The sequence below is a fragment of the Streptomyces montanus genome, assembly GCF_005786655.1.
GTDB lineage: Bacteria > Actinomycetota > Actinomycetes > Streptomycetales > Streptomycetaceae > Streptomyces > Streptomyces sporangiiformans.
Genome location: NZ_VBZC01000033.1, coordinates 25,405 through 39,229, shown reverse-complemented (window position 1 = coordinate 39,229; position 13,825 = coordinate 25,405). Strand labels below are relative to the sequence as shown.

General features: G+C 71.4%; 12 protein-coding genes and 1 pseudogene. 5 read left to right on the top strand and 8 right to left on the bottom strand.

Translation table 11 applies throughout. From position 1 onward, the window contains the following. Nucleotides 1-16: 16 nt before the first annotated feature. Nucleotides 17-601: a TetR/AcrR family transcriptional regulator gene (locus FE633_RS27385; RefSeq protein ID WP_138047862.1), complete on the bottom strand. Its 585-nt coding sequence runs from the start codon at nucleotides 599-601 to the stop codon at nucleotides 17-19. Here FE633_RS27385 and FE633_RS27380 point away from each other — a divergent pair. Continuing rightward, nucleotides 576-974 carry a hypothetical protein gene (locus tag FE633_RS27380; protein WP_138047861.1) on the top strand — a complete coding sequence of 133 codons (399 nt, stop codon included), beginning with the start codon at nucleotides 576-578 and terminating at the stop codon, nucleotides 972-974. The two genes, FE633_RS27385 and FE633_RS27380, sit on opposite strands and share 26 nt — an antisense overlap. Nucleotides 975-1,115: 141 nt before the next feature. Continuing rightward, nucleotides 1,116-4,262, top strand: coding sequence for an ATP-binding protein (locus FE633_RS27375; protein WP_138047860.1), 3,147 nt, complete (start codon nucleotides 1,116-1,118; stop codon nucleotides 4,260-4,262). Here the strand turns inward: FE633_RS27375 and FE633_RS27370 are convergent. Next, nucleotides 4,243-5,034: an ABC transporter permease gene (locus tag FE633_RS27370; RefSeq protein WP_138047859.1), complete on the bottom strand. Its 792-nt coding sequence runs from the start codon at nucleotides 5,032-5,034 to the stop codon at nucleotides 4,243-4,245. The two genes, FE633_RS27375 and FE633_RS27370, sit on opposite strands and share 20 nt — an antisense overlap. After that, complete coding sequence (locus FE633_RS27365; protein WP_138047858.1) at nucleotides 5,031-6,008, bottom strand: ATP-binding cassette domain-containing protein; 978 nt, start codon at nucleotides 6,006-6,008, stop codon at nucleotides 5,031-5,033. Before FE633_RS27365 ends, FE633_RS27370 begins: the two co-directional genes overlap by 4 nt. A 167-nt stretch (nucleotides 6,009-6,175) precedes the next feature. On the opposite strand from FE633_RS27365, the gene FE633_RS27360 reads away from it, so the two are divergent. Beyond that, on the top strand, nucleotides 6,176-7,036 hold the full coding sequence (locus tag FE633_RS27360) for a GNAT family N-acetyltransferase (protein WP_138047857.1): 861 nt from the start codon (nucleotides 6,176-6,178) through the stop codon (nucleotides 7,034-7,036). A 33-nt stretch (nucleotides 7,037-7,069) separates the two neighbouring features. On the opposite strand, the gene FE633_RS27355 is transcribed toward FE633_RS27360, so the two are convergent. From FE633_RS27355 to FE633_RS48700, 3 genes and pseudogenes are all read right to left on the bottom strand, one after another. Beyond that, complete coding sequence (locus FE633_RS27355; protein ID WP_138047856.1) at nucleotides 7,070-7,996, bottom strand: RNA polymerase sigma-70 factor; 927 nt, start codon at nucleotides 7,994-7,996, stop codon at nucleotides 7,070-7,072. Between the two features lie 78 nt (nucleotides 7,997-8,074). Further along, nucleotides 8,075-8,458, bottom strand: coding sequence for a DoxX family protein (locus tag FE633_RS27350; protein ID WP_138047855.1), 384 nt, complete (start codon nucleotides 8,456-8,458; stop codon nucleotides 8,075-8,077). 74 nt (nucleotides 8,459-8,532) lie between these two features. Further along, nucleotides 8,533-8,670 (bottom strand): annotated as a pseudogene (locus tag FE633_RS48700) (ABC transporter ATP-binding protein); the annotation flags it as partial. 181 nt (nucleotides 8,671-8,851) lie between these two features. Between FE633_RS48700 and FE633_RS27340 the strand changes: the two are divergent. Continuing rightward, entirely contained in the window at nucleotides 8,852-9,421 is a 570-nt protein-coding gene (locus FE633_RS27340) for a TetR/AcrR family transcriptional regulator (RefSeq protein WP_138047854.1), read from the top strand. Nucleotides 9,422-9,537: 116 nt separating this feature from the next. Next, nucleotides 9,538-10,722, top strand: coding sequence for a GDSL-type esterase/lipase family protein (locus FE633_RS27335; RefSeq protein ID WP_138047853.1), 1,185 nt, complete (start codon nucleotides 9,538-9,540; stop codon nucleotides 10,720-10,722). Nucleotides 10,723-10,904: 182 nt separating this feature from the next. Here the strand turns inward: FE633_RS27335 and FE633_RS27330 are convergent, their stop codons facing one another. Together FE633_RS27330 and FE633_RS27325 are read right to left on the bottom strand one after the other, a co-directional pair. Continuing rightward, entirely contained in the window at nucleotides 10,905-13,094 is a 2,190-nt protein-coding gene (locus FE633_RS27330; RefSeq protein WP_138047852.1) for a HelD family protein, read from the bottom strand. Nucleotides 13,095-13,208: 114 nt separating this feature from the next. Beyond that, on the bottom strand, nucleotides 13,209-13,823 hold the full coding sequence (locus tag FE633_RS27325; RefSeq protein WP_171060144.1) for a TetR family transcriptional regulator: 615 nt from the start codon (nucleotides 13,821-13,823) through the stop codon (nucleotides 13,209-13,211). Nucleotides 13,824-13,825 lie beyond the last annotated feature (2 nt).

The window sequence follows — 13,825 nt, the reverse complement described above, 5'->3', positions numbered from 1 at the left end:
TCGTCTTGGCTGCCCATCACGAAGCATCCGCATCGTGATCGGTGAGGGACATCCCGGATGCCAGAGCGCGGGCAACGTCGGCGAAGTACTGTTCGTCGGCACCAGGGGCAAGACCGAGGGGGACGCCCTGGCTGAGGCCGACGAACAGTGCCCTGAGCGCGGTGGTCAAGCGTTGCGCCTGTTGCGACGTCACGACGCTTCCGCTGTGCGACCTTCCGGTGAACAGCGCGATCAGATGGTTCTCCTGCGCCCGGATGGACGTGGCGAGCTGGGATCCCAGATCGGGGTCATGCAGGGCCATGTCCAGCAAGGTGATCTGAAGCGACAGGCCAGACAGCGCGTCCGGGGCGTCACAACTGCGCCGGTAGTACCGGGCAAAGGCGTCGACCGCTTCCAGCAGATCAAGTTCAGCGGGAACCGCCTGCTCGATCTCCTCGTAGTACGGCCGCAGGTAGTCGGCGACCAGGGCGACCACCAGGCCGTTCTTGCTCCCGAACAGTGAGTAGATGGCGCCGGTGGTCAGGTCGGCACGTTCGGCGATCTCATCAAGCTTGGCCCGATACCGGGCATCGCGGGTGACCCGCCAGACGGTGGGGGCCATCGCCGACGGCGCCTTCAAGATGTTGCTCGCCGCTGTCTACATCGCCTGCGCTGCCCCGCTCGGCCGGTTACTCGGCACGCCGACCTGGCTGATGGTCGTCTCAGGCGTGGCCCTGCTGATCGGCGGCGGCATCGAGATCAGATACACGCGCAGCCGGTCGATGCGCACCTACACGCAGCTCATGATTGCCTACGACAGCGGCTGGGTGCTGACGGCCCTGACCGGCCTCCTGATGGCGCGGCAGAGCAGCAGCACAGGGGGTGAAGTCTGGATCCGGTATCAGACAGCCGCCCCCATCGTGTTCGCCGCACTGCTGATCGCCGCTGCCCCTATGCAAATGACCTCGAACACTCAGCGCGACGCCTCGGATTGAGCGAGACAGCCGCCCCGCCCCCGTCTCACTCAAACTGAGGCACCCCAGATCAGGCACTCACACTGCCTCACCTTGAGCGAGACCGGACATCGCGCTGCCGAGCGGGAGTTCCGGCGGCCGGGCCTTGGCTAACCTGCACGGGTGACCACCGATCTGACCCTCCTGCCGCGTGTCGCCTATCGCGGACAGGAGGTCACGGCGCCCCGGCTCCGCGGTCTCCTCGCGCTGCTCGCGGGCGACTTGCGCACGGGCTGCAGCACCGAGCGGCTTGTGGCAGGGCTGTGGCCGGACGAGTTGCCGGAGCGGCCGGGAAAGGCGGTGCAGGTCCTCGTGTCCAGGGTGCGGGCGCAGCTGGACGCCGACGTCGTCGTCAGCACGCCGACCGGATACCGGCTCACACTCGCCGAGGACCAGGTCGACAGCTCCGCCCTGCTGCTGCACGCCGCCGCCGGCGCGGACCGGGCCAGGGCCGGGGACCACGCGGGATCGCTGGCCGCGGCCGAGGCCGGGCTCGCGCTGTGGGAGGGCACTCCTGACGGGGCCGGCGACACCGACGACCCCGTAGCCGCGTTACGCGCCGAGCGCGCCCCCGTCCGCGGCACGCTCGTCCGCGCGCAGGGGCTCGCGCTCGCCCGCCTCGGACGGCACGCGGAGGCGGCCGGACCGCTGGCCGTGGCCGCCGCGGAGCATCCGCGTGACGAGGAGGTTCTCGCCGAGCTGCTGCGCGGCGAGGCGGCGTCGGCGGGCCCGTCCGCCGCGCTGACGCGGTACGAGGCGTACCGCCGTGAGCTGCGCGACGAGCTCGGCACGGATCCGGGCGCCGGGCTCAAGGCCGTACAGCAGGAGCTGCTGCGCGGCGAGGCGCCCGTGGCCAGGCACGGCGTGCCGCACGAGCCGAACCCGCTCCTCGGCCGGGACGAGGACATCGCGGCGGTGGAGCGGCTGCTGCGCGCCTCCCGCGCCGTCACCGTCGTCGGCCCCGGCGGTCTCGGCAAGACCCGGCTCGCGTACGCCGTCAGCCGTCGGGCCGAGCAGCGCGTGGTGTACTTCGTGCCGCTCGCCGGCGTCACCGCGGACGAGGACGTGGCCGTGGAGGTGGCCTCCGCGCTCGGCGCGGGCGAGGGCCGGCACGGCGCCGTGAGCGGCCACGCCCCGGCCGACCCGGTGTCCGGCATCCTCGGCGTGCTCGGCTCCGGGCCCGCGCTGCTGGTCCTCGACAACTGCGAGCAGGTCATCGGGGGCGCCGCCGGCCTCGTACGGGCCCTGGTCTCGTCTTCGAAGGACCTGCGGGTGCTCGCCACCAGCCGGGCCCCGCTGGGCCTCACCTCGGAGGCGGTGTACGCGCTGCCGGAACTCGCTCTCGACACCTCGGTCGAGCTGTTCACGCAGCGGGCCAGGGCCGCCCGGCCCGGCGTGGAGCTGCCGACGGACGCGCTGGCCGAGCTGTGCCGCCACCTCGACGGGCTGCCGCTCGCCGTGGAGCTGGCCGCGGCGCGGGTGCGGGTGCTTTCGGTGCCGGAGATCGCCCGCCGCCTCGGCGACCGGTTCGCGCTGCTGCGCGGCGGGGCGCGGGACGTGCCGGAGCGCCACCGCACGCTGCACGCGGTCGTGGAGTGGAGCTGGAACCTGCTCGAGGACGAGGCCAGGGCCGCGATGCGCACGCTGTCCGTCTTCCCCGGCGGCTTCTGCGGTGAAGCGGCGGAGCAGGTGCTCGGCGAGGACGCGCTGTTCCTGCTGGAGCAGTTGGCCGATCAGTCGCTGCTCACCGTCGCCGACACCCCGGCCGGCGTGCGGTTCCGGATGCTGGAGACCGTACGGGAGTTCAGTGCGGCCCAGCGTACGGAGGCGGGCGAGGACGAGGAGGCCGTCGGCCGGTTCCTCGCCTGGGCGCGGGACTTCGGGGTCGCGAACCACGACTGGCTCCTCGGCTCGCAGCCGGGGACCGCCTGGGAGCGGATCAGGGCCGAGCAGGACAACCTCGTGCTGGCGCTGCGGCACGCCCTGGCCCGTACGGACGGCCCCACCACCGCCGCCCTCACCGCCGTCCTCGCCGCCCTGTGGTCCACCGGCTCCAACTACCCCCGCCTCACCGCCCTCGCCGCGGACACCGGCCCGCCGCTGTCGCACTACTACCCCGAGCCCGAATACGTCGAAGTCGCCCGCGCCGCTGCGGCGTTCTGCACGGCGAGCCTGTTCATGGGCTACGGCCCGCGCGCCGTACGCCATCTCGTCACCCTCCGGCGGCTGTCCCCGGCCCCGCCGGACACGCTGCTGAGGGCCATCGCGACGGTGCTGAGCGCAGTTCCCGAGATGCTGCCTCCCGACTACGACGTGCTGCGGGGGCTCTGCGAGAGCGAGCAGCCGCTGCTCGCCGGCATCGCGGAGTGCGTCGCCACCTACGTCTGGGAGTACGAGCACGACCTCGACCGCGCGCTCGCCTCGGCTCGCCGGATCATCGCCGCACTGGCGCCGGCCGACAATCCGTTCCTGCAGCTCATGGGCCACGCTCGGCTGAGCGAGCTGTACATGCAGACGGAGCAGGGCGATGCCGCGTACGGGCACCTCAAGGCCGCGCTGGAGGCGCTGCCGCGGCTCGGCGACGAGCACGACGCCATCGGCGTCCGCTGGGGCCTCGTCCTCGCCTGCCTGCAGCGCGGTGACCCCGACGAGGCCGAGTACTGGCTGCGGCGGGCGGAGGGCGACAACGCCCCGCAGAAGGACGACTTCTACAGCCCGGACTTCGGCGGGCGCGCCGAGATCGCGCTCGCCCGCGGACTGACCGAGGTCGGGCTCGGCCTGTGGCGCAACGCCGTGGAGCGGATGCCCGCGGCCGGCTCGCTGGACGGTGACGACCCCTTCTTCGACCGGTGGTCGCTGCAGGTCCAGTCGGCGGCGGTGACGGCGCACGCGCATGCCGGCCGTCTCGAACTCGTCGCGGGGCCGGTCGACCGGCTGCGGCAGCAGTTGCGGACGCTGCTCTCCGGTCCGTCCAGCTCGCCCATGGAGCTCCCCGTGTTCGGGACGGTGCTGCACGCGCTCGGCATGGCTGGGCTGGCGTCCGGCGACACCACCGCCGTACGGATGATCGCGCTGGCCGAACGGCTGCGGGTGCTGCGCGAGTTCCAGCCGACGATGTCGGCGGACCGCGCCCGGGAGGCGGTCGGGGCCGCCGGGAACGCTGCCAGGGCGGCGTACGCCGACGCGGTGTCGGAGTACGCCGCCCTGGGGCGGGACGAGCTGCGGGAGGCGGCCCGCGCTGTCATGGCGGTTACTTCGGGTCGCGGTTGAACAGCGACGTCGACCAGCGGTAGCCGAGCGCGCTGAGGCCGACGCACCAGGCGATCGCGATCCACCCGTTGTTGCCGATCTCGGTGCCGAGCAGCAGGCCGCGCAGGGTCTCGATGGTCGGCGTGAACGGCTGGTACTCGGCGATCGGCTGGAACCAGCCCGGCATGGTGTCGGCCGGGGTGAAGGCGCTCGAGATGAGCGGGAGGAGGATCAGTGGCGTTGCCATGTTGCTGGCGGCCTCGGGGTTCGGGCTGGCCATGCCCATCCCGACCGCGATCCAGGTGAGCGCCAGGGCGAACAGCGCGATCAGTCCGAACGCCGCCAGCCACTCCAGGGCCGTGGCGTCCGTGGACCGGAAGCCGATGGCCACGGCGACGGCACCGACGAGGACCAGGCTGGCGAGCACCTGCAGCACGCTGCCGACGACGTGTCCGATGAGCAGAGAGCCGCGGTAGACCGCCATCGTACGGAAGCGGGCGATGAGGCCCTCGGTCATGTCCATGGAGACGGAGATCGCGGCCCCGATCACGGTGCTGCCGATGGTCATCACCAGGAGGCCCGGGACGAGATAGGCGATGTAGTCGGAGCGGTCCGCGCCGCCGCCACTGATGCCCGCGCTCATCACGCCTCCGAAGACGTAGACGAAGAGCAGCAGCAGCATGATCGGCGTGAGCAGCAGGTTCAGGGTCATGGACGGGTAGCGCCGTACGTGCAGGAGGTTGCGGCGCAGCATCGTGTTCGAGTTGCGTACGGCGAGGGACAGGGCGCTCATCGGACGGTCTCCTTGGACTGGCTGGGGACGTTGGTTCCGCCGGTCAGGGCGAAGAACACGTCGTCGAGGTCGGGGGTGTGCACGGTCAGCTCGTCCGCCTCGACGCCGGCCGAGTCCAGCCAGTCGAGGATGGAGCGCAGCTCGCGCTGGCTGCCGTCGCTGGGGATCTGCAGCGCCAGCGCCTCGTCGTCGCGGGTGGCCTCGCGCAGGGCGACGGCGGCGGACTGGTAGGCGGACGGGTCGGTGAAGCGGAGCCGGACGTCTCCGCCGGGGATGAGCCGCTTGAGCTCCTCGGCGGTGCCCTGGGCGGCGATCTTGCCGTCGTTGAGCACGGCGATGCGGTCGGCGAGCTCGTCGGCCTCCTCCAGGTACTGGGTGGTGAGAAAGACGGTCACCCCGTCGGAGACGAGCTCGCGGATGATGCCCCACATGTTGTGACGGCTGCGCGGGTCGAGGCCGGTGGTCGGCTCGTCGAGGAAGAGGATCCGGGGGTTACCGACCAGCGTCATGGCGATGTCGAGGCGGCGCTTCATGCCGCCGGAGTAGGTGGAGGCGGGCTTCTTCGCGGCCTCCACCAGGTCGAAGCGCTCAAGGAGTTCGGCGGCGGTACGGCGGCCCTCGCCGCGGGAGAGCAGGTGCAGGTCCGCCATGAGGAGCATGTTCTCCTCGCCGGTGATCAGGCCGTCGACGGCGGAGAACTGCCCGGTGACGCCGATCGCGGCGCGCACCGCCTGCGGGTCTGTGGCCAGGTCGTGGCCGCCGACGCGGATTTCACCGGAGGCGGGGTCGGGAGTGATGAGGGTGGAGAGGATCTTGACGGCGGTGGTCTTGCCGGCGCCGTTCGGGCCGAGCAGGGAGAAGACGGTGCCGGCCGGCACCGCCAGGTCGATACCGTCGAGGACCGTCTTGTCCCCGTACGCCTTGCGCAGCCCCTTGGCGGCGATGGCGAGTGAGTGCGATGTCGTTGTCGTCATGCCGCAGAGGTTGCGGCAGTGCGCATTCAGCGCGCTTTCACGATGGTTTCAGTGCCCTGAAACCAGGGTTGCCCGGCACGGAAGCCCGAACAACGGTGAGGAAGTCCTGCGGCCTCGCCCTGGCGGAAAACCACAGGGCACGCCTACGGCATGGGGAATCATGAAGCATGCGACCGGATGACTGGCACCTCACCGACGACGTCGACGACTTCCTCGCCCGAGCCGGAGACTTCCTGCGCTCGCGGCCCGGCCTGCACGTCATGCCGCTGACGTGGGCAGAGAGAGTGCGAACGCGTGGGGCGGACGCGTTCGGCACCGAAGCCCCCGTCTTCGGCCTGCTGGAGCGAGCGGGCGAGGTCCGCGCCGCCTTCTACCGTCTCCCGCCCCGCGGTCTGGGCCTCACCCCGCTCACGCCCGAGCAAGCCGACAGCCTCGCCGCCCACTTGGCCGCCCTCGGGCACTCCCTTCCCTCCGTCAGCGCGGACCACAGCACCGCCACCGCTTTCGCCGAGGCCTGGCAGCGGCACACAGGCGCAACGCCGAAACTCCGCGACACGCGGCTCTGTCTGTACCGCCTCGGCACGCTCACCCCACCGGAGCCGATGCCGGCGGGCCGGGGCCGCGTCCTGGGCGAGCAGGACCTTGAGCAAGTCATGTTCTGGTGCGGCGAGTTCGCCAAGGCCGTCGGGGAAGTCGTCTCCATTGACGCCGACTCCTGGGCCGGCACGCGCTTCGCCGACAAGCGCTATACGCTCTGGGAGACCCCGGACGGCACTCCCGTCTCCATCGCGGGCATGAACCCGATGATCGGCGGCCAGATCCAGGTGGACATCGTCTACACCCCGGCCCACCTACGCGGTCGCGGCTACGCGGGCGCCGTGACGGCTGAGGTGAGCCGGGCCGCACTGGCCGCGGGCGCGAGGGAGGTCGTCCTGTTCGCGGACCTGGCGAACCCCACCAGCAACGCCCTCTACCAGCGCCTCGGCTACCGCCCGCTCACCAACTGGGCGGCATACGACTTCTCATGAGCCGCACCGGAAGTCGGTCAAGAACTGACGAACTCACGGCGCGGGAGGGCGGCGTGCCTGTCTCACTGCGCGGTCGACGGCCCAGGCGTCCGCCACTGGGCCCACGTGCCCGAGCTTGTCGGGGTTGATCACCAGGCGGATCGTCTGGATCTGCCCGTCGAGTACATCGAGCGCCAGAGTGTGGAGCACCTTGCCGTCCCGGTCGCGGAAGATCGCGCCCGACTGGCCGTTGACCTCATGCGGCTCGAACGTCACGTCGATCCGGGCCATCCGGGGGAAGACGGAGCCAAGCAGCCGGGCTACCTTCTCGGCGCCGATGATGGCCCTGGCCAGCTGCGGGGCCTTGCCGCCGCCGTCGCCGACCATCGATACGTCGGCGGCGAGCAGGTCCTGCAGGCCGGCGACGTCGCCTTCGCGGAGGGCGTCGAAGAACCGCGACGCCAGCTCCTCCCGCTCCGTACGGTCCGCTTCGAAGCGGGGCCGGCCCGCGGCCATATGGCGCCGCGCCCGCACCGCCAGCTGGCGGCACGCCGACTCCGAGCGCCCCACCGCCGACGCGACCTCGGGAAAGCCGAAGTCGAACACCTCCCGCAGTACGAAGACCGCCCGCTCGAGCGGACTGAGCCGCTCGAGCAGCAACAGGGCCGCCATCGACACCGAGTCGGCCAGCTCCGCCGACCGCGCCGGGTCCTCATAGGGGTCGGCGAGCAGCGGCTCGGGGAACCACGGCCCGACGTACTCCTCCCGCCGGACGCGGGCCGAGCGCAGCACGTCGATCGAGAGCCGGGTCACCACGGCCGAGAGGTAGGCCTTGGTCGACCTGGGCTCGGTCGGGGAGGCCTCGAAGCGCAGCCAGGTCTCCTGGACCGCGTCCTCGGCCTCGCTCACGCTGCCCAGGATCCGGTAGGCGATCGAGAACAGCAGCGGCCGCAGCTCCTGGAACTCCTCGGTCCTGCTCATGCCGGCTCCTCCTTGATCGACAATCAACTCTCCACCCTCGGGACAAGACGGTGATCGGGAGCTGTGTGTTGCCGCCCGTCAGCCGGTGAAGGACTCGGGGCCGAAGCGGCCCCACGCAATGAATGCCGCGAGCGCGAGATAGATCAGGTTCAGCACCACGAACTTGGATTCGCCGAGTCGGCCATGGGTGACCATCGCGCCGGCCATCAGCACGACCCAGCAGACGGCGGTCACCGGCGCCAGAACCGGTGCGATGCCGACCGCAGCGGGCAGGATCAAGCCCAACGCGGCCAGGAGTTCGAGGACGCCGAGGGTCTTGACGAAGCCGGCGCCGACCTCTTCCGTCCATCCCCCACCAGGAGCCGCGGCCAGCTTCTCCTTGGGCACGAATGTCTTGCTGATGCCGCCGGTCAGGGCTACTGCGGCCAGCAGTCCGGCACTGATCCACAGCACGAGGTTCATCGTCCACTCCTTGATCGAGGATTGCCTGCACCTCCTGGGACGAGACAGCGACCCCGCCTGTGACATCTCCGAACACCCGGTGGCGGATCCCCGACGTTGCGGAAGGCCCCCGTTCCCGTGCGCCAGCCGGCCTTCGCGCCGGGATGCCGCTGCGTACTGCTCCAGACCCGGCCCGCCGCTCGCGCGCTCAGCTCGGCCGGGGTGCCTTCGAAAGACAGGGCCGCCGGCGGCGGCGAAGGCGTGCAGCACCGTGTGAGGGGCCGGTTGCCGGAAGGGTGGCCAGGCTCCGCAGGGCGTGCAGTGCTGCGGGCCCGACAGGCTTGAGGACGAGCCGATTTGCCTAAAGGTGTTAGGCAAATGCACAATCCCCTTCTGTCGAAGGGGGAGGACGGTATGGCACGCGTAGGACTGACCACCGAACGCCTGATCCGGGCGGGGGCGGAACTGGCCGACGAGGTCGGCTTCGACCAAGTGACCGTGTCGGAGCTCGCCAGGCGGTTCGATGTCAAGGTCGCGAGCCTGTACTCGCACCTCAAGAACTCCCAGGACCTCAAGACGAAGATCGCCCTGCTCGCCCTGGAGGAACTCGCCGACCGGGCCGCCGACGCCCTGGCCGGACGGGCCGGCAAGGACGCCCTGGCCGCCTTCGCGAACGTCTACCGCGACTACGCCCGCGAACATCCCGGCCGCTACGCCGCAGCCCAGACGAGGCTCGACCCGGCGACCGCGGCCGCCAGTGCCGGGGTCAGGCACGCGCAGATGACCCGGGCGATCCTGCGCGGCTACGAACTGACGGAGCCGGACCAGACACACGCCGTCCGGCTGCTGGGCAGCGTCTTCCACGGCTACGTCAGCCTGGAGATGGGCGGCGGGTTCAGCCACAGCGCCCCCGACACACAGGAAACCTGGTCACGGATCCTGGAGGCCCTCGACGCCCTGCTGCGGAACTGGCCCGCGCCCTGACCATGGCCAGCCCCCGCGCCGGCCAGAGGCCGTCGACCGCGCCCTCCGCGCGCCATATCGACGCATCCGCCCCCATCCACCACCACCGATCAACACCGATCAAGGGGCTGAGAACCTTGCACGCCAAGCACAACTGGATCACCACCCCCATCACCGCCGACCTCCTGCGCGGCGCCCTCGACCTGGAGCGCACCACGCACGGCTTACTGCCGCACAGACTGCCCGCCCGCGCCCGCGCGCAGTGCGCCGACGGACAACTCGCCATGGCGGAGGCCCAGCCCTCCGGCGTACGACTGGTCTTCCGCACCCGCGCCACCGCCGTCGAACTGGACACGCTCCCCACCAAGCGGGTCTACGTGGGCGCCCCGCCCCGCCCGGACGGCGTGTACGACCTGCTCGTCGACGGCCGTCTGACCGGCCAGGCCAGTGTGAAGGGGGGCAACACCCTCACCATCGACCTGACGACCGGAACCACGGAAGACCGGCCCGGCCCGGTCGGCACCCTGAGCTTCACCGAGCTGTCCGAGGGCGTGAAGGACGTCGAGATCTGGCTGCCGCACAACGAGACCACCGAACTCGTCGCCCTGCGCACCGACGCCCCCATCGAGCCCCTGCCGGACCGCGGCCGCCGGGTATGGCTGCACCACGGCAGCTCGATCAGCCACGGCTCCGACGCGACAGGCCCCACCACCACCTGGCCCGCGCTGGCCGCATCCCTCGGCGAGGTCGAGCTGATCAACCTCGGTCTGGCCGGCAGCGCCCTGCTCGACCCCTTCACCGCCCGCGCGATGCGGGACACCCCCGCCGACCTGATCAGCCTCAAGATGGGCATCAACCTGGTCAACGCCGACCTGATGCGGCTGCGCGCCTTCACCCCGGCCGTGCACGGCTTCCTCGACACCATCCGCGAGGGACACCCCACCACACCCCTGCTGGTCGTCTCGCCCATCCTGTGCCCCATCCACGAGGACACCCCCGGCCCAGGCGCCTTTGACTTCAGCGCGCTCAGCGAGGGGAAGCTGCGGTTCCAGGCCACCGGCGACCCGGCCGAGCGCGCCGCCGGAAAACTGACGCTCAACGTCATCCGGGAGGAGTTGTCCCGCATCGTGGAGCAGCGGGCGGCCGACGACCCCCACCTCCACTACCTCGACGGCCGCGACCTCTACGGCGAGGCCGACTTCGCCGAGCTCCCGCTGCCCGACGAGCTCCACCCTGACGCCGCCACCCACCACCGCATCGGCGAACGCTTCGCCGGACTGGCCTTCACCGCGAACGGGGTCTTCACCGAAGACAGCGTCTGAAAGAACCCATATCGGCCACCGGTGAGCGGCGAACCGGCCCGCTGGGAAGGGGAGTCGCGGGCCACAAGGGGGGCGTTCAGCCGCTCACCGGCAAGATCACCGTAGCCACGGCGGAGATCGCCATGGTGTACGCGCGGTCATGAGTCCGTCGCCTTCCGGTAACACCGCCCGGCCAACGGCCTCTATTCGAAGGGCAGCGGCCGGGCATGCACCACATCGAGCCGCGACACCGCGCGCGTCATCACGACATACAGCCGACGCAAACCCCGCGCCCCGGCCCCCACCCCCGGCTCAGCCTCAGCCTCCACGATCGCCGCCGGCTCGACGGCGACGACATGGTCGTACTCGAGCCCTTTGGCGGCACCGGCCTCCAACACCGTGACGCGGGCGCCCAGTTCGTCGGGTCCCGCCGTCTCGATCCCCGCCGCACCGATCGCCTCCCGCACCCGTGCGACATCCGACTCGGCCGCGATGACTCCGACGGACCCTTCGTAGCCGAGCGCGTCCCGCACGGCGGAGACGGTCTCCTCCACGACATCACCGACCCGCCCTGCACGCCCTGCCCGCCCCACCGGCCCGGCCGGCCGCATCCGCACTTCCCCGTCACTCCTCAGGGACCGAGCCGCAGGCACCCGCACATCCAGCCGCGCCAGCAGACGGTTCGTCAGCTCGACCACCGCCCCCGGCACCCGGAACCCCGTCGTCAACGGCACCACCACGGCCTCCGGCTTGCCCAGATGCCCCAGCAGTTCGGCCCAGTCACGCGCGGCCCACGGGGTGGTCCCCTGCGCGAGATCCCCCAGCACCGTCATCGACCCGAAGGCCGCCCGCCGCGCGATCGCCCGGCACTCCATCGGCGACAGGTCCTGAGCCTCGTCGATCACCAAGTGCCCGTAGCCCTCCGGGTGTTCGATGAGCCCCGCCACCTCGTCGAGCAGAACGAGGTCGGCCGCCGACCACCGCGCCGACTTGTACGACCGAGGGGGCCGCGCCCACAGGATCGCCTTCTGCTCGTCCGTGTCCAGCACCCCGTCCGCCGCCGCGGTCAACGCGGCCGGATCGGCGAGGAGTTCCGCGACGACCTCCTCCGGCAGCACCCGGGGCCACACAGCGTCGACGTACGCGCTCACGGCCCGAGCCCCCGAGATCTTCCGCACCCACGCCTGCGTAGGCGGCCCGGCCCGCCGCTCGGCCTCGCGCTGAAGACGCCGTACGATCCGGGTCCGCACACGCTCGCGCCCGACGGCGTACGGCGGTTCCTCACTCCGTACGCCCGCCACGATCCGCGCCAGTTCGTCACCGGACACGCGCCACCGGTACGAACCGTCCGGCACCGCAAGGCCGTTGCCGCCCCCGCCCTCAGCCGCCGCGCTCACGCGCACGCGGGCGTACAGCGCCCGGCGCAGCACCTCCGCCATCCGCGCGTCGTGTTTGACGACGCCGGCCCGCTCGCCGTCCGCCGGCGTCACCGGATGGCGCCCGATCTCGTCGGCGACGGTCGACTGCCGCACGCCCGTCTCACCGAGGGCGGGCAGCACCGCGGAGATGTACGAGAGGAAGGTCGGGTTGGGTCCCAGGATCAGCAGGCCGCCGCGCCGGATGCGCTGCGGGTACGTGTAGAGGAGATACGCGGCCCGGTGCAGCCCGACCGCCGTCTTGCCGGTGCCCGGGGCGCCCTGCACGCACACGGAGGTGGCCAGGTCCCCGCGTACGAGATCGTCCTGCTCGGGCTGGATGGTCGCGGCGATGTCGCGCATGGGGCCGACACGGGGGCGCTCGATCTCGTCGACAAGGATCCGGCTCGCCCCTCGCATCGCCCCCAGTGCCCCCGTTTCCCCCAGTGCCCCCGTTACCCCCTGAGTCCCGGCTCCCGCCTCCCCGTGCGTACGCCCTCCCTCGAGGTGCTCGTCCTCCAGCCCGGTGAGGTCGACGGAGTCGCCCCGGCTTCCCGGCGCCCATCCGAACCGTCGGCGGACGCGAACACCCCGCGGGTCGCGGGCGCTCGCCTGGTAGAAGGCGCGGGAGACGGGGGCGCGCCAGTCGACGACCAGGGGCGGGGCGGCGGGGTGTTCGGTGATCCTCAGCCGGCCGACGTGGTAGCTCTGCCCGGCATGCTCGTGCTCCCCCGAGTCGAAGTCCAGCCGCCCGAAGAACAACGGCCCTTCGGGCAGCTCACGCAAGGCCTTCGCCTTGCTGCGCAGTTGGTAACCGAGCACTTCGGCGTCGGCACCGGAGGCGGAGACGTCCTCGCCGGTGACGACGTGCTCCTGGGCGCCGTCGACCATCGCGGTGAGGGCGGCCCGGCAGGTGTCGTGGTAGGCGCGTTCCTGGGCGAGGACGTGCTGTAGGGAGGGATGCTCGGGAGGCGTCATTCCAGCAAGGATAACGACATTACGTTACCGAGTTAAATTTTTTACCGAGACTCGCGCAGAGGTCGCGCCGAGACCCACCCCGAGTCCCACTTCCCGGGCCGACCGTATCCCTGCTCATGCGAACCGCTTCAGTCCTGCCCCCACCTGCTCAAAGGCCAGCCCGGCGGCGGCGACGGCATCGGCCCGGACCTCCTCCACGCCCTCCCCCGCCGCGATCCGCCGCCAGTTCTCCATGGCCAGGACGCGCTGAACGGCGACAATCTGGGCAGCGGCCAGCCGGGCCGACAGGTCGCCGCCCAGCGCGTACGCGAGTGCCTCCTCGGACCGCTCCACGTACCCGTACAGGCGGGCCACGAGCGAGGGCGTCCCGTAGAGAAGCCGGTGGAAGGCGAGCACGGGCTCCTGGTCATTGAGCCCGGTGATGGGATCGCACCGCTCCAGCCCGTCCAGGAAGCGCAGCCGCAGCGCGTCGAGCGGCGACTGTCCTTCGGCCCGCTCGGCTACGACCCGCGCGGCTTCCGTCTCGTGATCGGCGAACCGGTGGAGGACCAGGTCCTCCTTGGCCGGAAAGTACCGGAAGAGGGTCGGCTTCGAGATCTCGGCGGCGGCCGCGACCTCCGCGACCGACACCGCGTCGAACCCCTTCTCGAGGAAGAGCCCGATCGCGACGTCGGAGACCGTCTGGTACATCCGCTGCTTCTTCCGCTCACGCAGCCCGATCTCAGGCAACC